At 68.5% G+C, this 22347-nt stretch carries 17 protein-coding genes, 1 pseudogene and 1 riboswitch; of the genes and pseudogenes, 12 read left to right on the top strand and 6 right to left on the bottom strand.

Annotation, left to right across the window (positions count from 1 at the left end):
- Positions 1-22 precede the first annotated feature (22 nt).
- A complete protein-coding gene (locus tag MYMAC_RS18060; protein ID WP_157757512.1) occupies positions 23-334 on the bottom strand; it encodes a hypothetical protein in 312 nt (103 codons plus the stop codon).
- A 177-nt stretch (positions 335-511) separates the two neighbouring features.
- Positions 512-3895 carry a DUF4082 domain-containing protein gene (locus MYMAC_RS18065; RefSeq protein ID WP_095958977.1) on the bottom strand — a complete coding sequence of 1128 codons (3384 nt, stop codon included), beginning with the start codon at positions 3893-3895 and terminating at the stop codon, positions 512-514.
- A 534-nt stretch (positions 3896-4429) separates the two neighbouring features.
- On the opposite strand from MYMAC_RS18065, the gene MYMAC_RS18070 reads away from it, so the two are divergent.
- Entirely contained in the window at positions 4430-7786 is a 3357-nt protein-coding gene (locus MYMAC_RS18070) for an RCC1 domain-containing protein (RefSeq protein ID WP_204817707.1), read from the top strand.
- A 98-nt stretch (positions 7787-7884) separates the two neighbouring features.
- Here the strand turns inward: MYMAC_RS18070 and MYMAC_RS38670 are convergent.
- Positions 7885-8007 (bottom strand): annotated as a pseudogene (locus MYMAC_RS38670) (helix-turn-helix domain-containing protein); the annotation flags it as partial.
- Complete coding sequence (locus MYMAC_RS18075; protein WP_238539725.1) at positions 7985-8299, bottom strand: DUF6431 domain-containing protein; 315 nt, start codon at positions 8297-8299, stop codon at positions 7985-7987. The pseudogene MYMAC_RS38670 and the gene MYMAC_RS18075, both read right to left, overlap by 23 nt.
- Before the next feature lie 378 nt (positions 8300-8677).
- Between MYMAC_RS18075 and MYMAC_RS18080 the strand changes: the two genes are divergently transcribed.
- The 5 genes from MYMAC_RS18080 to MYMAC_RS18100 all read left to right on the top strand — a co-directional run bounded on the left by MYMAC_RS18080 (position 8678) and on the right by MYMAC_RS18100 (position 14788).
- Entirely contained in the window at positions 8678-9433 is a 756-nt protein-coding gene (locus MYMAC_RS18080; RefSeq protein WP_013940268.1) for a hypothetical protein, read from the top strand.
- Positions 9434-9579: 146 nt separating this feature from the next.
- Positions 9580-12171 carry a protein kinase domain-containing protein gene (locus MYMAC_RS18085; RefSeq protein WP_013940269.1) on the top strand — a complete coding sequence of 864 codons (2592 nt, stop codon included), beginning with the start codon at positions 9580-9582 and terminating at the stop codon, positions 12169-12171.
- The gene (locus MYMAC_RS18090; RefSeq protein ID WP_095958978.1) at positions 12168-12950 is read left to right on the top strand and encodes a hypothetical protein; all 783 of its coding nucleotides are present in this window, start codon (positions 12168-12170) and stop codon (positions 12948-12950) included. Before MYMAC_RS18085 ends, MYMAC_RS18090 begins: the two co-directional genes overlap by 4 nt.
- A gap of 177 nt (positions 12951-13127) precedes the next feature.
- Positions 13128-14036: a DUF6310 domain-containing protein gene (locus MYMAC_RS18095; protein ID WP_095961615.1), complete on the top strand. Its 909-nt coding sequence runs from the start codon at positions 13128-13130 to the stop codon at positions 14034-14036.
- Complete coding sequence (locus MYMAC_RS18100; RefSeq protein ID WP_095958979.1) at positions 14033-14788, top strand: DUF5953 family protein; 756 nt, start codon at positions 14033-14035, stop codon at positions 14786-14788. Before MYMAC_RS18095 ends, MYMAC_RS18100 begins: the two co-directional genes overlap by 4 nt.
- Positions 14789-14908: 120 nt before the next feature.
- Here MYMAC_RS18100 and MYMAC_RS18105 read toward each other — a convergent pair whose 3' ends face one another.
- Complete coding sequence (locus MYMAC_RS18105; RefSeq protein WP_095958980.1) at positions 14909-15541, bottom strand: glutathione S-transferase family protein; 633 nt, start codon at positions 15539-15541, stop codon at positions 14909-14911.
- Positions 15542-15773: 232 nt separating this feature from the next.
- Here MYMAC_RS18105 and MYMAC_RS18110 point away from each other — a divergent pair, with 232 nt between their 5' ends.
- From MYMAC_RS18110 to MYMAC_RS18125, 4 genes are read left to right on the top strand one after another with little or no spacing between them, the layout of a single operon-like run.
- Positions 15774-16988, top strand: a complete 1215-nt coding sequence (locus MYMAC_RS18110) for an aminotransferase class I/II-fold pyridoxal phosphate-dependent enzyme (RefSeq protein ID WP_095961616.1) — start codon at positions 15774-15776, stop codon at positions 16986-16988.
- Between the two features lie 44 nt (positions 16989-17032).
- Positions 17033-17899 carry an HpcH/HpaI aldolase/citrate lyase family protein gene (locus tag MYMAC_RS18115; RefSeq protein ID WP_095958981.1) on the top strand — a complete coding sequence of 289 codons (867 nt, stop codon included), beginning with the start codon at positions 17033-17035 and terminating at the stop codon, positions 17897-17899.
- Entirely contained in the window at positions 17896-18423 is a 528-nt protein-coding gene (locus MYMAC_RS18120) for a MaoC/PaaZ C-terminal domain-containing protein (RefSeq protein ID WP_095958982.1), read from the top strand. Before MYMAC_RS18115 ends, MYMAC_RS18120 begins: the two co-directional genes overlap by 4 nt.
- Positions 18424-18430: 7 nt before the next feature.
- The gene (locus MYMAC_RS18125; protein ID WP_095958983.1) at positions 18431-19411 is read left to right on the top strand and encodes an NAD(P)H-quinone oxidoreductase; all 981 of its coding nucleotides are present in this window, start codon (positions 18431-18433) and stop codon (positions 19409-19411) included.
- 5 nt (positions 19412-19416) lie between these two features.
- Here MYMAC_RS18125 and MYMAC_RS18130 read toward each other — a convergent pair whose 3' ends face one another.
- Entirely contained in the window at positions 19417-20421 is a 1005-nt protein-coding gene (locus MYMAC_RS18130; RefSeq protein ID WP_095958984.1) for a formylglycine-generating enzyme family protein, read from the bottom strand.
- A gap of 201 nt (positions 20422-20622) precedes the next feature.
- Here MYMAC_RS18130 and MYMAC_RS18135 point away from each other — a divergent pair, with 201 nt between their 5' ends.
- Together MYMAC_RS18135 and sugE are read left to right on the top strand one after the other, a co-directional pair.
- Positions 20623-21765, top strand: a complete 1143-nt coding sequence (locus MYMAC_RS18135; RefSeq protein ID WP_095958985.1) for a hypothetical protein — start codon at positions 20623-20625, stop codon at positions 21763-21765.
- A gap of 152 nt (positions 21766-21917) precedes the next feature.
- Positions 21918-21976, top strand: a riboswitch (guanidine-III (ykkC-III) riboswitch).
- A 17-nt stretch (positions 21977-21993) separates the two neighbouring features.
- Positions 21994-22314, top strand: a complete 321-nt coding sequence (gene sugE, locus MYMAC_RS18140) for a quaternary ammonium compound efflux SMR transporter SugE (RefSeq protein ID WP_095958986.1) — start codon at positions 21994-21996, stop codon at positions 22312-22314.
- Positions 22315-22347 lie beyond the last annotated feature (33 nt).

Genomic DNA, 22347 nt, shown 5'->3' on the forward strand with positions numbered 1-22347 from the left:
GCCGCAGCCATCCGCTTCCGGTTTAGCGGCCGCGCCCGAGGGAAGCTTCGCGCCTGCGTCGTTCACGCTCGCGACGTTGCTGGCGTGAGCGGGCGGTCACCTCCGCGATGAGGAGGATACGCTCCTCCAGTTGCTCCAGCGTCACGCCCCGGCTCATCATCGCATGGGACAGCAGCAGTGGGGCGCAGCGTGTCAATGCCAGCACCATCGCGAGCCGCCCCGTCACCTGCTGTTGGCCCGACTCACCGACCTTGTGCTGCATCGAGAATTCCAGGAGGCGCGAGAGGGCCAGGGAAATCACCTTAAAGATGCGCGGCAACACCTGCGGAAGCAAGGTGTCAGGGCGCCGATCCTGTGGCACGTCATGGAGGCTGCGGACCATCCGACACGAGGAACCCATTTCACAGGCAGGGCCTCCCAGGTCTCATCCGAGGTGAGATGAAACGGGGCCCGACGCGAATGCACCGCGCCGGGCCCCGAAGGATGACGCGCCCTGGAGGGCGCGGGTGACTCAGTTGTAGGTGGCGGTGTAGGTGCCGGCCAGGGCGGCGTCGACGAAGGCGAAGTCCACGCCCTTGATGGTGCGCGTCACCGTCGTCACAGGGGAGCCCGCGCGGGTGACGGACTGCAGCGTGCGGCCCGTCGTGGTGCGGGTGGGCACCATGAGGGACAGGTTGCGCGCGGGGCTCGTGAGGTCGAAGGTGAGCACCGTGCCGGTGAAGGCCACGGTGGACACCTGGGTGGCCTCGCGGGCATCGAGCCACTCCAGGAGCTGCTTCGCGGTGATGACGGGGACGCTTTCACGCTTGGCGGACGCGATGATGGCGGCCGAGCCGGTGGAGCCAGCCGACGGCTGCGAGTCGACGTGCATGTTGGCGGTGAAGGCGCCGTAGTAGCCCTTGGTGCCCAGCGCGTTGTCCAGCAGCGTGTCGATGTGCAGCGGGTAGGACTGGCCGGACTCGTCCGTCATCTGCGTGGCGAGCTGGTAGACGTCCAGCGGCGTGCCGTCCAGGTCCGCGAAGCGCATGGCCAGGCCGGAGCCGGTGAACAGGCCCGGGCGATCCTGCACCCAGTAATCAGGCCAGTAGTAGTAGTTGGTGTCCATGCGGATGCCGTGCACGCGCGACACCTTGGGCTGGGTGGACCAGTCGCTGAACGCGATGCAGTGCGTGCGGTTGGTGACGGGCGCGGGGACGGCGGGGAACGCGGCGGCGAAGCTGGCGAGCTGCGGGGTGAAGAAGTTCGGGTCCAGCGTGTTGGCCGTGTAGTCCGCGCAGCCGGTGTTGATGTGCAGGGCGTACTCGAAGCCCTGGGCCACGTAGGTGTTGGCCTGGGTGGCGCTCAGTCCGCCCACGTAGTCGTAGATGGTGCCTCGGATGCACTCCCAGTCATCCACGCTGCAGCCGGCGGGGCTGTCCGCGAGGTACTGGTCCAGGCGCTGGGTGGTGGCGCCACCCGGGTGCCCGTCGCCCGTCATTACCACGACGGCCTTGTGGGCGCTGGGGAAGTACCAGAGGCGCGGCAGCGGCGTGGGGCTCGTCTGGTGCAGCACGTTGGCGAGCAGGCGCTGCTGCTCGTCCGCCTGGGGAATCTGGACCTTGGCCAGGTTCACCCAGTCCGGCTGCGGGTCGAAGGCCGCGTTGCCGTAGAACATGTCGTTGGCGCGCGCGCCCGGGCCAATGGAGGAGCCGTCCCGGTTCTGGCCCTGCCAGTCCGGGTTGCCCTGCCGCGTGTAGATGACGGACTTCGCCAGGTCATACATGAAGGCGGTGGCGGTGCCGCTGCCCACGATGCGCTGGCTGATGGCGGTGAACGTCGTCGGGGTGGTGGCGTCCGAGTAGAGCGTGGCGACGGTGCGCGTGCCGGTGGCGACGGTGCGCTTGTCCGCGAGCCCGTGGTACTGCATCGTCTCCGCGGTGATGCCCGCGCCCGGGGCCTGGGTGTCGTCGACCCCGATGTAGCCATTGGCCTGCGTGCCCTGAGAGGCGTTGAGCCCGAGCAGCGACTGGAGGTTCGCCGCGGGCCGCAGCGCGATGAGGCTGCCGCCGGCGGTGACCCAGTTGGTGATGAGCGTCACCTGGGCCGCGCTCAGCGTCTGCTCGCCGAGCACCAGCACCTTGTAGTCATTGAGGGAGACGGAGACGCCCAGGTTGCCGGCATCGGTGCTGGCGAAGGCGGCGATGCCCTCGGCCTCCAGGATTTCGCGCAGGTAGTCGGTGAAGGGGTTGCCGGGAGCGGTGGCCACCAGCACGGGGCCCGCGCCGTGGACGCCCGGGCGGGGCGGCGGTCCGTAGGGCTCGAAGACGACGTCCACCCAGTAGTTGGAGTCCTGGTGGCTGCCGTTGGGGAACGTGGACGTGGAGGCATAGGCGAAGACACCGTTGCCGCCGCTGGTGGTGCCGGGCAGGGCGTGCAGCGGAGGGGCGTCAACTCCGGCGGCCAGGCCGTTGCTGTCGAACGAGTAGCCGCCGAGCGGCGCGAAGTAAGACGCCACGTAGGTGGTGCCTGCGGTGATGTCGACGGGGGAGGAGAACGTCACCTCCTGCCAGCCGACGGCCGTCTCGTTGGTGAAGGTGGCGGTGGCGAGCGGCTGGCCCGTGGCGCTCCACAGGTTGCCAACGTGGGTGCCGCTGTTGCCGCTGCCCTTGTAGAAGCGCACGCCCGTCACCTGTCCGTCCACGTCCGCGCGGAACTTCACGCCCACTTCGATGGCGGCGGTGTCCGGGGTGGTGGGGGTGCCGGGCGTGGCGGTGGGGGCGAAGATGCGGAAGCTGTTGCCCGGGGGCTGCGTGGGGGGCACCGCGCCGGTGGCCTGGAAGACGACGTCCACCCAATAATTGGAGTTGCCGAAGCTGTTGACGGGGAAGGAGCCTGCGGCGCCGTAGGAGAACACGCCGTTGCCGCCGCTGGTGCTGCCGGGCAGCGCGAAGAGGGGCGGGGTGTCCTGGCCACTGGCGAGGCCCCCGGTGTCGAAGGCGTACGCGCCAACGGGGGCGTGGTACGAGGCGACGTAGGTGGTGTTGGCGGCGATGGCGACCGGGGTGGAGAACGTCACCTCCTGCCAGCCGGTGGCCGTCTCCGAGGTGAAGGTGGCGAAGGCCAGGCGCTGCCCGTTGGCGCTCCAGAGGCTGCCCACGTGGGTGCCGGTGTTGGCGGCGCCCTTGTAGAAGCGCACGCCCAGCACGTTGCCGCTCACGTTCGTCTTGAACTTCACGCCCAGCTCCACGGGGGCGGTGTCATTGGTGACGGAGGCGACGGCGGGCGTGGCGGTGGCGGGCCACAGGGTGACGGGCTCGGCCGGGCGGAAGACGACGTCCACCCAGTAGTTGGAGTCGCCGAAGCTGGTGCTCGGGAAGGAGCCCGCGGCGCCGTAGGTGAAGACGCCGTTGCCGCCGCTGGTGGCGCCCGCGAGCGCGTGCAGGGGCGGGGCGTCCACGGCCGAGGCCAGGCCCGCGCTGGTGAAGCCGTAGGCGCCGCCAGGCGCGTGGTACGAGGCGACGTAGGTGGTGTTGGCGCTGATGCGCACGGGCGTGGAGAACATCACCTCCTGCCAACCGGAGGCTGTCTCTCCTGTGAAGGTGGCGAAGGCGAGGCGCCCGCCCGCCTCGCTCCAGAGACTTCCCACGTGGGTGCCGGTGTTGGCGGCGCCCTTGTAGAAGCGGATGCCGAGGATGTCTCCCTCGATGTCGGACTGGAACTTCACGCCCAATTCCACCGGGGCGAAGTCATTGGTGACGGAGGGGACGGCCGGGGTGGAGCTGGGCGGGAACAGCGTGAACGTCGGCTGGGCTCGCGCGGCGGTGGGGAGCGTGAGCAGGACGGTCGCGAGCAGCGCCAGCGCGGGGGCGCAGGGCTGACGCGAGACCCGGCTGGGTCGTGGCTTCGAGGGTGTCATTCGGACTCTTCCTTGGGGGATGGCACGACGAGACAGAACAGCGGCTGCATTTTGCTGTCTGGCGCAGACGTGGACAATGACGCGAGACGTAGGCCCGCCAATCATTGCCGCACGACGCGATTTTTAGCTCCCAGGCGGCCGGGTTGTTCGTGTGTCCGTTGTCTTCGTTCGTGATCGGGCGGTGGCGCAGTACCTTCATCACCTGTGATTCACGAGACCGTGGCCGCTGAGTTTCGAATCCCTATGCCCGGCCAGGGGCACTGAGCAGGCGTGGGTTGCAGGCCGTATCTCGGGGTGCTGGATTGAAGAGACGTCAGGAGATCGGACGACTTGGGTGACGGCGCTCAACTCTTCTGTTTCAAGGGTGTCTGGTTTGGCCCCTGTCGATTGCTATGGGGTGGGTTGCACCCAGTTGCAATGTTTGGGACTGTTGTAGGTCTCCGACGCTCCCTCCCGGAAGGCGCTTGCTGCGTTTGTCGCCCAGTCCGGCCCGGGACGGCAGCGCTAGCACAGCGCAATGGTATGAGGGGATTGATGAGACAGGAAGAACGGAAGTGTTTGGCGTGGGCGGCCCTGGTCATTTGTGCCGCGATGGCGGGCTGCGGTCCGCAGGATGCTCCGAGTGCGGTTCAGGGCGAGATCGTTTCGGCGGAGCCTGCCAGTCTGAGCCTCTCCCGGAGCACTTCATTGGATTTGATGGGGGCCAAAGCCCTCGCGGTTTCCGCGGGGCCCCTTCTCGCTGCAAGTAGTCGCCACACGGTGGCCGTGAGGCAGGGCGGCACCGTCTGGGCTTGGGGCAACAACGCCCTTGGCCAACTGGGGGACGGGACTTATGCGGAGCGCCCCATGCCGGTGCAGGTGCCGGGGCTGACAGGCGTCACTGCTATTTCCGCGGGTGAAGCCCACACGGTGGCCGTGGGGCAGGGCGGCACCGTCTGGGCCTGGGGCAACAATGCCCTTGGCCAACTGGGGGACGGGACTCGTATGAACCGCCACACGCCGGTGCAGGTGCCGGGGCTGTCGGGCGTCACCGCCATTGCCGCGGGGCGTCACCACACGGTGGCCGTGAGGCAGGACGGCACCGTCTGGGCCTGGGGCAACAATGCCCTTGGCCAACTGGGGGACGGGACTTACGCGGACCGCCACACGCCGGTGCAGGTGCCGGGGCTGACAGGCGTCACCGCCACTACCGCGGGTGAATACCACACGGTGGCAGTGAGGCAGGACGGCACCGCCTGGGCCTGGGGCAACAATGCCCTTGGCCAACTGGGGGACGGGACTCGTACGGACCGCCACACGCCGGTGCAGGTGCCGGGGCTGACAGGCGTCACCGCCGTTGCCGCGGGTCGTCACCATACGTTCGCCGTGAGGCAGGACGGCACCGTCTGGGCCTGGGGTGACAACGTCTGGGGCCAACTGGGGGACGGGACACATACGGAGCGCCACACGCCGGTGCAGGTGCCGGGGCTGACAGGCGTCACCGCCATTGCCACGGGTCGTCGCCACACGTTCGCCGTGAGCCAGGACGGCACTGTCTGGGCCTGGGGCAACAACGCCCTTGGCCAACTGGGGGACGGGACTTACGCGGACCGCCACACGCCGGTGCAGTTGCCGGAGCTGACAGGCGTCACCGCCATTGCCGCGGGTGAATCCCACACGGTGGCCGTGAGGCAGGGCGGCACCGTCTGGGCCTGGGGCGACAACGACTGGGGCCAACTGGGGGACGGGACCCGTACGAACCGCCTCACGCCGGTGCAGGTGCCGGGGCTGACAGGCGTCACCGCCATTGCCGCGGGTCGTCGACACACGTTCGCCGTGAGGCAGGACGGCACCGCCTGGGCCTGGGGTGACAACGCCTGGGGCCAACTGGGGGACGGGACTCGTACGAACCGCCTCACGCCGGTGCAGGTGCCGGGGCTGACAGGTGTCACCGCCATTGCCGCGGGGGATTACCATACGCTCGCCGTGAGGCAGGACGGCACTGTCTGGGCCTGGGGCAACAACGCCCTTGGGCAACTGGGGGACGGGACTTATACGGAGCGCCTCACGCCGGTGCAGGTGCCGGGGCTGACAGGTGTCACCGCCATCTCCGCGGGTGAATCCCACACGGTGGCCGTGAGGCAGGACGGCACCGTCTGGGCTTGGGGCCTCAATTTCTGGGGCCAACTGGGGGACGGGACTCGTTCGGACCGCCTCACGCCGGTGCAGGTGCCGGGGCTGTCGGGCGTCACCGCCATTGCCGCGGGTCGTCACCACACGTTCGCCGTGAGGCAGGACGGCACCGTCTGGGCCTGGGGCGACAACGTCTGGGGCCAACTGGGAGATGGGACCTATACAGACCGCCTCACGCCGGTGCAGGTGCCGGGGCTGACAGGCGTCACCGCCATTGCCGAGGGTCGTCGCCACACGTTCGCCGTGAGGCAGGACGGCACCGTCTGGGCCTGGGGCGACAACGTCTGGGGCCAATTAGGGGACGGGACTTATACGGACCGCCTCACGCCGGTGCAGGTGCCGGATCTGACAAGTGTCACCGCCATTGCCGCGGGTGATTACCACACGCTCGCCGTGAGGCAGGACGGCACTGTCTGGGCCTGGGGCTTCAACGCCTATGGCCAACTGGGGGACGGGACTCGTACAGACCGCCTTACGCCGGTGCAGGTGCCGGGGCTGACAGGCGTCACCGCCATTGCCGCGGGTGAATCCCACACGGTGGCCATGAGGCAGGACGGCACCGTCTGTGCCTGGGGCTTCAACGCCTATGGCCAACTGGGAGATGGAACGTCCTCGCGGAGCCCCAGCCCAGTGATGGTGCCGGGGCTGACAGGCGTCACCGTCTTCGCCGCCCTCGCTGCGGGTGATTCCCACACGGTGGCTGTAATGCAGGACGGCACCGACTGGGCCTGGGGCCTCAACGCCTCCGGTCAGTTGGGGGATGGGGCGACCATTGACCGCCGCATTCCAGTGCAGATACCGGGGCTGGCGGGTGTCACCGCCATCGCGGCAGGTTCCGCTCATACGCTGGCCGCAGGCCAGGACGGCGCTGTCTGGAGTTGGGGGGCGAATTCCTACGGCCAATTGGGTGACGGGACGACCACGCACCGCCTTTCGCCAGTGCAGGTGCCGGGGCTGACGGGCGTCTCAGCCATGGCTGCTGGCGACGCTCACTCGGTGGCGTTGCTGCAGGACGGGACTGTCTCGGCTTGGGGACGCAATTCATGGGGCCAACTGGGGGACGGGACGACGGCTGCGCGCCTCACGCCGGTGCAGGTGCACGGATTGACGGGCGTTACCGCCGTCGCCGCGGGCTCTCTCCACACCGTGGCCTTACGACAGGACGGCACCGTCTGGGCCTGGGGTTACAACGACCTTGGCCAACTGGGCGATGGGACGACCACGCGCCGCCTCGCGCCGGTGCAGGTACAGGGGTTGACGGACGTCACCGCCATCGCTGCTGGCTACTTCCATACCGTGGCCGTGCGACAGGACGGAACGGTTTGGGCATGGGGCTTCAACCTCTGGGGACAGCTCGGGGATGGGAGCTCGACGGCGCGCTCCACGCCAGTGCAGGTTCAGGAGTTGACGGGCGTCAGTGCACTTGCTGCTGGGTATGCACATACGGTGGCCGTGAAGCAGGACGGCACCGTCTGGGCCTGGGGCAACAACTCCGGTACCCAACTGGGCAATGGAAGCTCCACGGACCGTTACACGCCGGTGTGGGTGGAGGGGCTGACGGGCGTGTCCGCCCTGACAGCGGGCCGTTTCCACACGGCGGCCGTGAGCCCGGAGGGGTTCGGTTGGGCCTGGGGGCGCAACAACTCTGGCCAGGTAGGGGACGGGACAACCGCTGACCGCCCAAGGCCGGTCGACGTGGTGATTCAGGAAGGGACGTGAACCGTCGCATCTGGGAGTGGGCGCGCTGGAGCGGATTGCGTCTCTATCAGCGGCGGCTGCTTGTTCAGTTCGCCGCTGACTCCAGGTCGATGTGTGCCGGCCCACTTCGTGCCGCCGGTGAGCACCGGGCCATGGCAGACGTCGCCGTGCCACAGCGCGCCGGGGTACGCGGCCTCCCAGCGCCGACGCTCAAGTCCCTCACTCGTGCCGCGCAGCGAGACACCTCCTCCGCCCCAGGCCGTGCAGGGTCCACAGCGCCAGGGAGAAGGCAATCGCCTCCCCGCTGAAGTGCTTACGTGGAAAGACGGACGGCGGCACCACGCGCATCACCGCGCCACAGGGCTGGCAGCGGTAGCGGCGACAGAGCAGCCCCCGGCATTCTGGCGCCCCGTCCGGAGTCGGCGGGCCACGCTGCTGGCGCTCGACGAGCCCATGCCCATGGAGGCCCAGCCCACCGCCTTCGTAGGCCCCGCGCCCACACGCCACGCAGCGCTTCGGCTGGCCCTCGTCCACCGAGGGCGGCCAGTTATTGACGTGCCCTCGAAACGGACGACTCCTCGGGTGTCCCGGTTCTCTTTCCGCAGGGTTTCCGGGGTCCGCGTGGAGGGTGTTCCCGCACCCTCTGCGCACCTTATTTAGACTCGCCCCGGCGTGCCGGCCGGCGCTGCAAGTCCTTGAATTTACAGGTCTGACAAATTTCTTTGCGACATTTCAATCCAGCAGGCCCTTCTCCGCATGACGACGGCGCTGCGGACGAAGGGAAGAGGTTTGGACGAGCGGAGCGGCTCTGCACTCTGCCCTGGCAGTCTCTGGGCCTGGCCACCGGCTTTGCTCCGCCGACCTCGAATCCGAGCGGCCGTCGTTCGTCATCGACCATTCAGAGGGGAGCCCATGTTCAAGGCTGCATTTATCGCCATGACGCTGCTGATGTTCACAGGGTGCGGTGGTGTCGAGCGTTACGTCAAATCAATCGTGGGGAACGACGGAGGTCCCTTTCGCCAGGAAATCCTGGACATGGTCGACAGGGATGAAAACAGTCTTGAGAATCATGGCACCTATGCCTACCAGGGCCGCATCCCGCGAGACCTCCGGCCCCCTCCGGGTGAAGACAAGCGTTTCAAGCCCAGGGCTCGCCCTTTCTACCGGTTCAACCACGGCATCGAGTTCACCTTCGAGAAGGCAGTGGACGGCCGTATCTGCTTCCTTCGGCAACATGCGGAGTACGTGGGCAGTGATGAAAGCCTCAGGGATGCGCAGGACCGGATCACACGCATCGCGACGTCCTACGAGTTCGCCATCGAGGCGCATACGTCCATCGACGCTCCCGAGGTGCGGACCCGGGGCATCTGGCCCTCCCGTCCTGCTCCTGACCTGGACACGACGGAGGTGGTCGACAGCGAGACGCGGCGGAAATATGTAAACGGGGATGCAAGAACCCGGCTCACTGTGTTGTTCAGGGACTGCGGGGCCCTGCCGCCTCTCACACAGGAGAGCCGATTTCTGACGGTGGCCATCCGCCCGAACAACTCCGCCGAGACCGATGACCCCTATGTATTGTTCTGGGTGTTGACCGACGCTGAGGGAAAGGGCTCCATCCGGGAAGATGCCACCTCTGTCTCAGGCGTTCAGGGGGAGCTGGATGGCTGAAGCAGGAGCAGGCCAGTAGCCGGCGGGAGGTTTGCCGCTCGCTGACGTGGCGCGGGACATGGGGCACGGCCTGTCGTGGCCGAGGCGTCAGCCACCAGTGAAGTCAAGGCATTGGGGGACCGCTTGGGGGCTATAGTCGCTCCCGAATGGTCTGTCTTGATGCCGACACCGCTGCCGCCTATGCCGCCCACGCCTTGGAGGAGAATGAAGCCCGGGCCATCGACGAGCACATCGACATCTGCTCTTGGTGCCGCGAGCTGGTCTCCATGGTCGCGAGGACGGATGGCTCGATGTCCACGGCGGCCTCGGGCCAGGCAGATGAGGGGGAGCCCACCCAGGCGGTACTGCCTCGGGGCACCCGGATTGGCCCCTTCGTGCTGGACGCCCCGCTTGATGCCGGGGGGATGGGGGTGGTCTATGCCGCGCATGATGAGCGGTTGGACCGCCGGGTCGCGCTCAAATGTCTGCGCGAGCGCAGAGGCGATCCGCGGCAGTTGATGCGGGAGGCGAAGCTGATGGCCCAGCTCGCCAGTCCGAACGTCGTGCCCATCTATGACCTCATCGAGGCGCACGGACAGGTCTTCATCGCCATGGAGCTGGTGGTGGGACGCAGTCTGCGCCAGTGGATGAAAGCGGGGCCGCGCGACTGGAGGACGGTGACGGGCCTCTTCCTGGAGGCCGGCGCGGGGCTGGCCGCGGCCCACGCCGCGGGCATCATTCATGGCGATGTGAAGCCCGCGAACATCCTGGTGGGAGAGGATGGCCGGGTGCGGGTGACGGACTTCGGTCTCGCCAGCCTGGTGACGGAGCACGCCGGAATGGCCGAGGGCGTCCGGGGGACGCCCGCCTACCTGGCGCCGGAGCAGTGGAGGGGCACGCCGTGCGACGCGCGAGGTGACCAGTACGCATTCTGCGTGAGCCTGTACGAGGCCCTCACGGGGACCTTGCCCGGCTCGCCCCCCGCGTGGATGCCGGGCCTGCCTCGGAGCGTGAGGCGAGCGCTCGCCAAGGGGCTGCAAGCGGATCCTGCCCTGCGCCATCCCTCCATGGAGGCGCTGCTCCTCGCGCTGCGCGCGGCTCGCTCGCGTCGATGGAGGTGGGGGATGGCCACCGCCGCGGGGGTCGTCGTCTCTGTCGGATTGGCCTACGCCGTGGGGGGCCGGCGGGTGGAGGTCGAGCAGTGCGCGGTGGCCGCCGCGGAGCTGGCCAGCCCCTGGAATGCGACGGAGAAGGCGCGGCTGCGCTCGGCGTTCGAGCTCACCCGGCTGCCCTATGCGGGCGAGACAGCGGACCGCGTCGTCACGAAACTCGACCGGTGGAGGACAGACTTCGAGGATGCGCGGAGACGGGCCTGCGCCATGAGCTGGTTCCGGCCGGAGACGCCACTGGAAGGGCTCCCTGGCCAATTGAGCTGTTTGAAGGACAGGGCTCGAGAGGTGCGGGCGCTCATCAGTCAGCTTCGCGACGCCGACACCACCGTCGTGCAGAACTCGGTCGCCGCGGTGGAGCAACTGGCGCGGGCCGGGCGCTGCGCCGAGGCCGAACCGAGGCAGGGCGCGGCTCCGGAGGGACCCGCGGTCGACGCGCTGCGCGAGCAGTTCGCCATGACACGCGCGCTGATGGAGTCGGGAAGATTCCGGGCCGCGCTCCCCATCTCCACGGAGCTGATGCGCGGCGCCGACGCGCTGGGCGACGCCACGTTCATCGCGGCGGCGAAGGTCGCGCTGGGCAACAACCAGGCGGTGCTGGCGGACTACGCCGCCGCGACTTCAAACCTGCTTGACGCCATCCGCCTGGCGGATGTCGCCCAGGAGGAGCGGGTGCGCGCGCAGGCTTGGGTCAGCCTGGCGCAGACCGAGTTCTGGCAAGGGCACTACGAGAAGGTTCTCTTCATGAAGGGCCCCGCCATGGGGGCGTGTGAGCGGGTCGGAGATGCGTGGCTCCGGTCCGAGCTGCTCCTGTTCCTCGGCGGGTCGCTCTGTCAGCTCGGCAAGGCGGGGGAAGCCCAGCCCCTTTTCGAGGAAGCGGTCCGGCTGCGCACCCAGGTGTACGGGGAAACAGACCGCCGCACCTCGTTCGCGCTATCGAGCCTGGGCAACGCGCTGGCGATGCAGGGAGATCTCGCGGGCGGTATCGAGGCGCACCGCAAGGCGCTGGTCGCGGCCCAGGTCTCGCTTGGAGCGAATCACCCAAGCCTTGGCACGCTCCATGGGAACCTGGGGAGCGATTACCTCTATGGCCTGCAGGGCGAGCTGGCCGTCGCGGAGTTGGAGAAAAGCAAGGCGATTGCCGAGGCCGCGAACGGCCCGAGACAGCTCAAGGTCGCGTTGGCGCAAACTTCACTGGGCTTCGCCCTGCTCGAAAGCAACGCTCCAGAGCGAGCGCTGGAAGCCTTTGAGCAGGCCGCCGAGCTGTGGCGCGGTTTGTCGCCAAAGCATCCCGTTCATGGCCAGTGTCTACTGGGGAAGAACCAGGCGGCGCTGGCCCTGGGGATGCGCGTATCGCAGGCCGAGCTCGAGCATGCGCTCGAATTGGGCCAGGTGCTGCCCGGCTATGAGCGCGGTCGCATCCAGCTCGCCCTCGGAAAGGCGTTGGCTTCCGGGAAGAAGGCTCCGCCCGCTGCCGTCAAGCTGGTCAAGGCGGCGCGGGAGGGATTGATGACATCCACTCTCCCACTCGTGCAACGCGACCTGGGACGAGCGGAGGCCTGGTTGCGTGCCCAGGGAGTCGCGCTGTGACGGCGGCGGCGGACCCGGTGCGCGCCGCCGCCGAGGCGCTCGCCGCTCACGGCGTCGTGCTGGACGTGGAGGGCTTCCGTCGCGTGCTCGCCTCCCGTCCACCCGAGCGGCAGGGCGCGGCGAATCTGCACCTCGTGGACCTTGCGCTGGCCTGGGCATACTCCCAGGGCAACGTCGCGGCCATCGTTCACTTCGAGCGAGTGTACTTCTCCCATGCCGTCCGAGCACTGCGGCGGATGAAGCTGAGTGAGACCTTGGCCGACGATGTGTTGGGCTGGCTGCGGCTCGAGCTCTTCGCGCGCCCTGGGGGCGGCTTGATGTCCACGTACACGGGACGTGGAGATCTCGGAAGCTGGGTGCGCGCCATCGCCGTACACGAGGCGCTCAAGCGCGCGCGCAGGCAGAGTCGCGAGGTCACTCCCGATGCCGCCGCCGACCTGCCGGTGCCCGATACGGGACTGGTGGCGGTGCGGGGCGCCTACGGCGCGGAGTTTACCCGGGCCTTGGATGCGAGCTTCCGGGCGCTGACAACGCAGCAACGCAACCTCCTGAGACAGTACTTCCTGGATGGCCTCACAATCGACATGTTGGCCCGGCTGCACGACGTGCACCGGGCAACGGCCGCCCGCTGGGTGGCGGCGGCGCGAACGGAGTTGGTCGACAACGTTCGTTCCCGTCTTACCGAGGAGTTGGCGCTGAATGAGTCGGATGTGGATGAGGTGATTACCCTGAGCAACCTACGAGAGAGCCTGAGCCAGCTTCTGCGACGGACGCGCTGAAGGTGGCACCCCGCCGCCGCACGGGGACTGCGGAGCTGAATCGAAGCCAGGATGTCGGATGAAAGGATTGCAGGGGTTTTGGCCTCTTACTTCTCGGACCATGCCGCGCGTGCTGGCATTCTCCAGAGAAGACCCGCCTTGCGCCACACCCGCTGGCCTGACTGAAAGGACGTGTTCATGCGTCTCCGCGCCTGTGCCGCACTTCTGCAGCTTCTCACATCCTGTGCTACGTCTGCGCCGAGCCCACAAGGCCAAGCGCCCCGGAACCCGAGGGTCGCCAACCTCCACAGAGCGGCGACGCTGCCCTGGGCGGATGGGGGACGATGCGTGGTGCGTGAGGCGTCCAGCGAATGGGCCGTGCTCGTGGAGCGGTGCTATCACGCGCTCGACCACGACCGAGTCGAATTTCGGGATGTCACGGGACAATGCAGTGTCGCCTCGGTGGGGACCGCTGCGATTGGAGTGGGCGTCTGCATCCTGATTGCACCCGAGATCGTCGTTGGAGCTGTGATTGTCGCTGGCGCAGTCGTGGTGGCGGTCGCCATCAAAGAGGAATTGGATGCGTATCGAAAGGCATCGCGTGAGCGTGCGACGCCCGAGACTCAGTCGCGGCCATTCGATGAGCAAGAGCGTTCGAAGCACCGAACGCCCAAACCGGAGCCAGCAGGGCAGGATTGGTTTCCTCCCGGACCGACCGAACCACTGGACCGAGTGCGTCGTCCTGAGTGCAGGCCCGTCCCAGTGCCGCACGCGGGCAAGGATGATCCGCATAACGAGTGCGCCGACACGTTCCCTCCAAACCGATACCCCGGCATGGACGTGCTCGTAGGGGGCAAGCGCTTCGATGCGTTGCAGGTCGGCGTGCATGCACTGTGGGAGATCAAGACCCACCAATTTGACACGTACAGTGACTTCCTCCAGGAGCAGGTGATCAGGGACCAGCTTAGGGAGTTTGAGGAAGACCGCGACATTGCGCGGGCCTGTGGATATCTCTTCGTCATCGGCGTGAGCACCAGCGCGCACAAGGCCGCACTGCTGGAGTTCGACGACAGCTTTGATATCGTCGTCACTGGGTGCAACCGATGACCACTCGAAGCCGGCTCGTGCTGAACGTCTATGCGCCAGCGCTCATGAGCGACGATGGCCGCACGCTCGCTGCCATTGAAGGGATGGAGAGGGCGATCCCCGGACTGCGCTTGACATGGGAGGTCTCCAAAGAAGGGCGGTCCATTGCGCTACCCCAACGGGACGTGTGGCTTGCCGAGGCAGCCGGACGTGGGGAGTTTCCTCTCGTTTGCAATGGTGACGAGCGCTTTCCGGTGATGATTTCAGGGCGGTGCCGACCCGCGAGTGCAAGTCCAGGTGGCCAGTCACAGCTTCAGGTGCATGCGAAGCTGCCGCAGGACCCAGCCATCGTCTTGGCAGCCGCAGATGTGCTGGAGCACGTAGCGGAGGGGGTCCGCGCACAGTGGGGCCTCGCGGCCCCCTCACCCATATTGCAGGTTATCGCGGACCAAACGGGCCCGAAGCTGAATGGGCCTGAAAAGCCACCGCGGGGTCTGCCCGCCCTCAAGTTCCCAGAGGCAATCCCGGCGCCCGAGATTCCGCGTCACCTGGGATGGCTGAACTATTGGTCTGCCGCTGCCGCGAAGGCCATCGGATTTCCAGACCCGATCCGCGACACAGACCTGCTTTCACGGGCGCGTCGCACGGTGTCGGGTGGCTGGGTCGTGCAACTCTCGGACGCGCCGCTCGACCTGGACAACCCCGTCCACTTGGACGCGCTCAAGCGGGCTTACGAGCGCTTTCCTGAGATCGGCGGGCGCTCCGCACCGTGACCTCTTCAAGGTGACACGCGGCGCGCCCTTCCCGAAGATGGATTCGTCGGAAGGCGCTCGCTGCGCGATCCCAGTCGGTGGGAGCGACCCATGTCGAGCGGTCATGCACCACTGCTGTGCTCAGTCCGCCGCGGCGAAGTGGGCCATCTGGTCCGCGTGCGCTTTCTGGAAGGCGGGGCGGGCGGTAGCGCGGGCGACGTAGTCGCGGCAGGCCGGGTGCGCCGCCAGCCCGTCGAACCGATCCACGAGCCGCAGCACGTCGGCCATCAGGATGTCTGCGACGGAGAAGCTGCCCGCCAGCCAGTCGCGCCCCGCCAGCACCGGCTCCAATCGTTCGAGGCGGAGCTTCAGGAAGTCATCGAACGGCTTCGACGCCGCCTTGTCCGCCATGCCGAACTGGAAGAATGACCAGGGCAGGCTCGCCATCTCCACCGAGTTGAGGGCGGCGATCACCCATTCGATGGCCTCGGCCCGGCCGCGCGGGTCGGTCGGCATCAGGACGGGGCTGCGTTCGCCCAGGTGCAGCAGGATGGCGCCGCTCTCGAAGAGGGAGAGGTCGCCGTCCGTCAGCCACGGGACCTGGGCGAAGGGCTGGTGCGCCAGGTGCCCGGCATCGCGCTCGCGGAAGGGCGTGCGCTCCACGCGGTAGGGCAGCCCGGCCTCCTCCAGCGCCCAGCGCACGCGGAGGTCGCGCACATAGCCGCGCGGCGTTTTGGGGACCCAGTCGTATGTCGTGAGAACCAGCTCGGCCATGCAGCCCTCCTTGAGTGAAGCGGGCAGCATATCCGCGTCGCTCGCATGCCCGGTGACCGACCAGGCGGACTTCTGACATGGGCGGGTCAAACCGGCACCCGGGTTCTCGCTCCAAGTTTCCACTGCCGTTGTGCGCGCGAACGATGGCTCGTGAGCACTTCATGGGCGGGCCTTCCCAGGAAGGCGTGAATAGTCAGAACATGCTCGACGCGCGCTCTTGAAGGAGGCGTCGATGGAAGAGAAGAACCGTTACCGCAACAGCGAGTCGATGATCGTCCACGGCAATCCGTCCTTCCAGGCGGCGAAGGAGGCGGGGCTGCTGGACCTGGCGGTGCACAACACCGGGCGCGGCACGCTCGCGCTGAAGGACGGCCGCGAGTTCATCAACATGTGCTCGTGCTCCTACTTGGGCCTGGACGCCGAGCCGGAGGTGCTCCAGGGCGCCATCGACGTGCTCCAGCGCGAGCGCACCATGGACCTGGCCATCTCCCGGCTGCGCATCCGCCTGGCCATCCTGGACGAGCTCGAGGCGCGGCTGTCCGCGCTCTGGCGTTCGAAGGTCATCGTCACCACCACGGCGAGCTATGCGAGCGCGGGGCTGCTTCCGCTCATCGCCTCCGGCCACCTGCTGCCCGAGGGCCGCAAGCCCGTCCTGGTCTTCGACAAGTCGGCGCACTTCTCGATGAACCTCATCAAGCCCATCTGCGCGGATGAGACCGAGGTGCTGACGTCGCCGCACAATGATTTGGAGTTCCTGGAGGACGTCTGCCGCAAGCACGCGCGCGTGGCCTACGTGGCGGACGGCTTCTATTCGATGGGCGGCGCGGCGGTGGTGAAGGAGCTGCTCGCGCTCCAGGACCGCTACGGCCTCTTCCTGTACTTCGATGACTCCCACGCGCTCTCCGTCTACGGCGAGGCGGGAGAGGGCTTCGTCCGCTCCCTGGCGGGCGGCGAGCTGAGCCCGCGCACCATCATCATCGCGTCGCTGGGCAAGGGTTTCGGCACGGCGGGCGGCGCCGTGATGCTCGGGCCCCAGCAGCATGTGGACCTGGTGGGGCGCTTCGCGGGGCCCCTGGGCTGGTCCCAGAGCCTGTCCATCCCGGCCATCGGCGCTGGCATGGCCTCCGCGCGCATCCACGGCACGCCCGAGCTGGCGAAGCGACAGCAGGCCCTGCGCGCCAACATCCGCTTCTTCGACGAGCGCGTGCCCACCCGGACCTCGGGGGAGGACTTCCCCATCAAGGTCATCGACGTGGGGCCGGAGGAGGTCGCGGTGGAGCGCTCGCGGCGGCTGCTGGAGCGGGGCTTCTATTCATCGGCGGTGTTCTTCCCCATCGTCCCCAAGGGGCGCGCGGGGCTGCGCATCATGTTGCGGTCGAACCTGTCGCAAGCGGACGTGCAGCGCCTGTGCGACGCCGTGCGAGAGATCTCCGCGCCAACAGCCTGAGCGGGGGAGGTGGCGTCATGCCGTTGTCCATTGCTTGCAGGTCCATGCTGGTGACCCCCGCCCTGGAGCCGTCGCGCTTCGACAAGGCCTCTGAAGTGGGCGCGGACGTGGGGCTGCTCGACCTGGAGGATGGCGTGCCCCGGGCCTTCAAGCCCGAGGCGCGCCGGCTGGCCACCGAGCACCTGGCGCGGGGCCGCGCGTCGCGCCCCATGGCGCTGCGAATCAACAGCCTTCGCACCGAGGACGGACTCCGCGACGTGCTGGCCCTGCTGGACAGAGGAGCCCGGCCCGACCTCGTGCTGCTCCCCAAGGTGGAGTCGCCCGCGGAGCTGCAGCAGCTTGACGCGCTGCTGAGCCCCCGGCTCCCGGACGTGGCGCTGCTGGCCATCATCGAGACGTCACGGGGTGTGGCCGCGGTGGATGCCATCGCCACCGCCACGCCGAGGCTCCAGGGGCTGATTTTCGGAGCGGCCGACCTGTCCGCGGAGCTGGGCATCCCGCTGACGTGGGAGCCCATGCTGTACGCGCGCTCGCGCATCGCCATGGCGGCGGGGGCGGCGGGGCTGTCCGCCATTGACTCGCCCTGCTTCGACATGGAGGACCTGGACGCGGTGGAGGAGGAGACGCGCCGGGCCCGCGCGCTGGGCTTCGTGGGGAAGATCGTCATCCATCCGCAGCAGGTGGCCGCCGTCCACCGGGCGCTGCGTCCGTGTCCGCGCACGGTGGACCACGCGCGCCGCGTGGTGGCGCAGGCGGAGGATGACGGGCTGGGCGGCATCCGCCGGCTGGGCGGCGCCATGGTGGGGCCTCCGCTGGTGGCGGCGGCGCGGCGCGTGCTGGCCAACGAGCACCTGATGGAGGAGCTGGAGTCCGCGCCCAGGCGGCAGGGCGCCAGGACGGGAGACACATGAAGAAGATGGTCACCGCCCACAAGAAGGTGGGCAAGCAGCGCTACCGCGAGACACACGGCCTCTACTTCGAGGACTTCGAGGTGGGCGACGTCTTCGAGCACCGGCCCGGCCGCACGCTCACCGACGTGGACAACATGTGGCAGTCCCTGCTGTGCCTCAACACGCACCCGCTCCACATCGACGCGGTGTACGCCAGCAAGACGGAGTGGAAGAAGCCGCTGATGTCCAGCCTGGTGACGCTGGCCATCGTCGGCGGCATGAGCCTCAACAGCACCAGCGCCAAGGGCGTGGCCAACCTCGGTTGGGACAAGGTCCGGCTCACGGCGCCCGTCTTCGTGGGGGACACCATCTACGCGGAGAGCCGCGTGCTGGACAAGCGCATGTCACGCTCGCGCCGCACCCAGGGCATCGTCTCCGTGGAGACGAAGGGCGTGAAGGCGGACGGCACGGTGTTCATGACCTTCGAGCGCTCGTTCCTGGTGCCGCTCAAGAAGCACAGCGTGGACGTGGATGCGAATTATTGAAGCGCCGATGCGGGCAATCACACAGGACGGGCCGGGTGGGCCGGAGGTGCTGCGCCTGTGCGAGCTGCCTCGGCCGGTGCCGGGTCCGCGCCAGCTCCGCGTCCGGGTGCGCGCCTCCGCGCTCAACCGGGGAGACCTCCTCCAGCGCAGCGGGCGCTACCCGCTGCCCCCCGATGTGGCCAGCCCGCTGATTGGCGTGGAGGTGGCGGGAGAGGTGGAGGCTATCGGCGCGGAGGTGCGCGGCTTCCAGCCAGGACAGCGCGTCTTCGGGCTGGTGGACGGCGGGGGCTACGCGGAGGCGTGCCTGATGGAGGAGGGGATGGCCATTCCGATGCCGCCGGGCTGGAGCTTCGTGAACGCCGCGGCGGTTCCAGAGGCCTTCTTCACCGCGCACGAGGCGTTGGTGGAGCTGGGCGGCCTGCGCGCGGGCCAGTCCATCCTCATCCACGCCGGGGGCAGCGGCGTGGGCACCGCGTGCATCCAGGTGGCGCGCGCGGTGGGCGCGCGGGTGTTCTTCACCGTGAGCACCGAGGAGAAGCTGCGCCGCTGCCTGGCGCTGGGCGCCGAGGCGGGCGTGCTGCGGACCGGGCAGGACTTCGCGCAAGAGGTCCCCCGCCTCACCCAGGGCGCGGGCGTGGACGTGGTGGCGGACTTCGTGGGCGGCGCCGCCCTGGCCCGCAACCTGTCCGTGTTGAAGTTCGGCGGCAGCCTGTTGCTGCTGGGCGTGCTGGACGGCATGGAGGGCGCGCTGGACGTGCGCCAGGTCATCCTGCGCCGGCTCCAGCTTCGCGGCATGTCGCTGCGTCCGCTGCCCCTGGAGGAGAAGGTGGCCGTCACCCGCCGCTTCCGCGAGCGGTGGTTGCCGGAGCTGGCGGTGGGGCGGGTGCGGCCCGTCATCGACTCCACCTTCCCGCTGGAGCGCGTGGCGGACGCGCACCGGCGCATGGAGTCCAACGCCAGCTTCGGGAAGCTCGTCCTGGAGCTGTAGCCCGCTCAAGCCCGGACGACGCAGCGGAACCCGATGTGTGAGGTGCCGCTGTCCACCGCCTGGGGCGAACGCGCCGCCGGGCGGTAGCGCAGGCAGTAGTTGGGCGCGCACAGGTGGCTGCCGCCCTTGAGCACGCGGCGGGGAATCTTCACCTTGGGCAGGCAGGGGTCCAGGCTGCGCTCCGACGTGGCCGGTCCCCGGGGATTGACGGGGATGCAGCACGGCTTGCCGGCGTGGTGCTCGTGCCGCTCCTGATACCAGTCGGAGGTCCACTCCCACACGTTGCCGGCCATGTCGAAGAGGCCGAAGGCGTTCGGCGGGAAGCTGCCCACCGGAGAGGTCCCCTCGAAGCCATCCGTGTTCAGGTTCTGCCAGGGGAACTCGCCCTGCCAGGTGTTGGCCATCAGCTTGCCACCCGGCGCGAACTCGTCACCCCAGACGTAGACCTTGCGTTCCATGCCGCCTCGCGCGGCGTACTCCCATTCCGCCTCGGTGGGCAGGGCCTTGTCCGCCCAGCGGGCATACGCGAGCGCGTCCTCGTAGCAGACGTGGACCACCGGGTGCTGTTCGCGTCCCTCCAGCGTGCTGTCCGGCCCCTCCGGGTGCTTCCAGCAGGCGCCCGCCGTGTAGAACCACCACTGCGTCAAGTCCCGCAGGTCCACGCGGCCGAGCGTCTTCTTGAAGACGAGCGAGCCGGGGACGAGCAGCGCCGGGTTCGCGCCGGGGAAGTCGTCGGGGTTCAGGGGCCGCTCGGCCACGGTGACGTAGCCGGTGGCCTCCACGAAGCGCTGGAAGTCCGCGTTCGTCACCGGCTGGCTGTCCATCCAGAAGTCCGTCACCGTCACCTGGTGCGAGGGCCGCTCCTCCGGATAGTGGTGGTCCGAGCCCATCCAGGACGTGCCTCCCGGGATGAAGACCATGCCCGGCAGCGAGCGGGCCTCCTGCTCCACGCCGCTGTCGAGGGTGCGCCCGTCCCGGGTCGCGGCTTCGTCGACGACGTCGATGCTCATGTGCGTGCCTCCTTCTCTGCGAGAGCGGAGGGGCGCGCCGTGCCCCGGCTCCAAACGTGTGGGGCCGCGCGGCACGGAACAATCCGGCCCTGGGGGACAGGCCTCGTGTCCGCGCCTGCTCCTCCCGCCGGTCCCTGGCATCCAGCCCAGGGGCGCTTGTGGGTTGCTGGACGCGTCGCCACCGTGGGAGGCGGCGCCGTTATGGACCCGCACTCGACGATTGCCGAATTCTCACTGGTGAAGGGCGGCCTGCTGTTCGAGACCGAGCGCCGGCTCCGGCGGGGCCCGCGCAAGCGCCATGACCTCGTGTGGCGGGCGCTGGGCTTCTCGGCGATTGGCTGGTTGCCCCTGCTGCTCTTCTCGCTGCCGTCCGGCGGGGCGACGGTGAACTCCTTGTTCCTGGAGCTCCAGATTCACGCGCAGTTGTTGATCGCGCTGCCCGTGCTGCTCGCCGCGGAGCCCTACGTCGATGGGCGCCTGTGCGTCGCGGTCCGCCAGTTCATCAACTCGAACCTGGTGGCGGCGGATGGCCTCCAGACCTTCGAGGAGGATGCCCGCCGCGCCATGCGCTGGCGGGACAGCTACCTGGCGGAGGCGCTGCTCCTCATCCTGGCGTACGCACTCACCTTCATCACCCCGGCCGACGCCACCCGGTCGTGGACCCTGAGCGGCGACGGGTTCTCCATGGCGGGCTGGTGGAACCTGGCCGTGAGCCAGCCCCTGTTCCGCTTCCTGGCGCTCCGGTGGATCTGGCGGGGCGTCGTGTGGAGCGCCTTCCTGCTGCGCGTGTCACGGCTGCCGTTGACCCTGGTGCCCACGCATCCGGACATGATGGGCGGGCTCGGATTCCTGCCCATCTGTCAGGCCAGCTTCTCGCCCGTGGTGTTCTCCCTGGCCGTGGTGGTGGCCGCGTACACGTCCCGCGTGGAGCACAAGGGCCTGTCCTCCAATCCCGTGGTCTACGTGATTCCGCTGGTGGTCATCGCGGCCGTCGCGGTGGTGCTGGTGTTCGCGCCCATGGGCTTCTTCGCGCCCCAGCTCGTGCAGGCGAAGCGCCGCGGCGACGAGGGCTTCTCGAAGGTCGCGTCCAATCACTCGCGTCAGTTCGAGCACAAGTGGTTTCGCCGGGGCCCGGAGCCTGAGCTGCTCGGCGCGCCGGAGATGTCCTCGCTGGCGGACATCGGCACGGCCTTCACCCTGGCCCGGAGGATGCGCCTGCTGCCCTTCGACATGCGGGCCCTGTACGCCGTGGTGGGCGCGGCGTTGGCGCCGCTCGTCATGCTGCTGGTGGCGGACCGGCAGTTCATCTCCGTCCTCAAGTTCATCCACGAAGGCTTGAGGTGACGCGGGCCCGGGGGCGCCGCGCTCCGCCGCGAGCCCTCCCTGGCGTGGCCGTACCCCACCGCTGGGCACCTCCCCGGGGAACAATGGCGCGGCAATCCGGGTTGAACCGGGAGCCGTGGCGCTCTATATGGCCATGCGCCAGCGTCCCCATCGTGGGGCCGTCTGGCCCGGACGAGGCGCGCCGTACCCGGTCAGGACAAGACGACGCGACAACAGGAGTCGTACGTCATGTCCTGGATCCTCCTCGTCATCGCGGGGCTGCTCGAGGTCTGCTGGGCCATTGGCCTCAAGTACACGGAGGGCTTCACCCGGCTGGTACCGAGCGTCCTCACGGGCGGTGCCATCGTCGCCAGCATGGTGCTGCTGGGGCTCGCCACGAAGCAGCTTCCCATCGGCACCGCCTACGGCGTCTGGGTGGGCATCGGGGCCGTGGGCGCGGGCATCATGGGGATGGTGCTCTTCCAGGAGCCCGCCACGCCCGCGCGCCTCTTCTTCATGTCGCTGCTGATCATCGCCATCGTGGGATTGAAGGTCACCAGCGGTCGGTAGCCGAGCCGGGCCGCCGCTGATTTTCCGGGCGCT

Origin of the sequence: Corallococcus macrosporus DSM 14697, from assembly GCF_002305895.1 — a bacterium.
Lineage (GTDB): Bacteria > Myxococcota > Myxococcia > Myxococcales > Myxococcaceae > Myxococcus > Myxococcus macrosporus.

Bases quoted from the DNA above. Each gene is read 5' to 3' on its own strand.
- MYMAC_RS18115 (WP_095958981.1), top strand. From the start codon at position 17,033: ATGCTGGTGACCCCCGCCCTGGAGCCGTCGCGCTTCGACAAGGCCTCT.
- MYMAC_RS18080 (WP_013940268.1), top strand. From the start codon at position 8,678: ATGTTCAAGGCTGCATTTATCGCCATGACGCTGCTGATGTTCACAGGG.
- MYMAC_RS18125 (WP_095958983.1), top strand. From the start codon at position 18,431: ATGCGGGCAATCACACAGGACGGGCCGGGTGGGCCGGAGGTGCTGCGC.
- sugE (WP_095958986.1), top strand. From the start codon at position 21,994: ATGTCCTGGATCCTCCTCGTCATCGCGGGGCTGCTCGAGGTCTGCTGG.
- MYMAC_RS18120 (WP_095958982.1), top strand. From the start codon at position 17,896: ATGAAGAAGATGGTCACCGCCCACAAGAAGGTGGGCAAGCAGCGCTAC.
- MYMAC_RS18105 (WP_095958980.1), bottom strand. From the start codon at position 15,541: ATGGCCGAGCTGGTTCTCACGACATACGACTGGGTCCCCAAAACGCCG.
- MYMAC_RS18065 (WP_095958977.1), bottom strand. From the start codon at position 3,895: ATGACACCCTCGAAGCCACGACCCAGCCGGGTCTCGCGTCAGCCCTGC.
- MYMAC_RS18135 (WP_095958985.1), top strand. From the start codon at position 20,623: ATGGACCCGCACTCGACGATTGCCGAATTCTCACTGGTGAAGGGCGGC.
- MYMAC_RS18130 (WP_095958984.1), bottom strand. From the start codon at position 20,421: ATGAGCATCGACGTCGTCGACGAAGCCGCGACCCGGGACGGGCGCACC.
- MYMAC_RS18100 (WP_095958979.1), top strand. From the start codon at position 14,033: ATGACCACTCGAAGCCGGCTCGTGCTGAACGTCTATGCGCCAGCGCTC.
- MYMAC_RS18095 (WP_095961615.1), top strand. From the start codon at position 13,128: ATGCGTCTCCGCGCCTGTGCCGCACTTCTGCAGCTTCTCACATCCTGT.
- MYMAC_RS18085 (WP_013940269.1), top strand. From the start codon at position 9,580: ATGGTCTGTCTTGATGCCGACACCGCTGCCGCCTATGCCGCCCACGCC.
- MYMAC_RS18070 (WP_204817707.1), top strand. From the start codon at position 4,430: ATGAGACAGGAAGAACGGAAGTGTTTGGCGTGGGCGGCCCTGGTCATT.
- MYMAC_RS18110 (WP_095961616.1), top strand. From the start codon at position 15,774: ATGGAAGAGAAGAACCGTTACCGCAACAGCGAGTCGATGATCGTCCAC.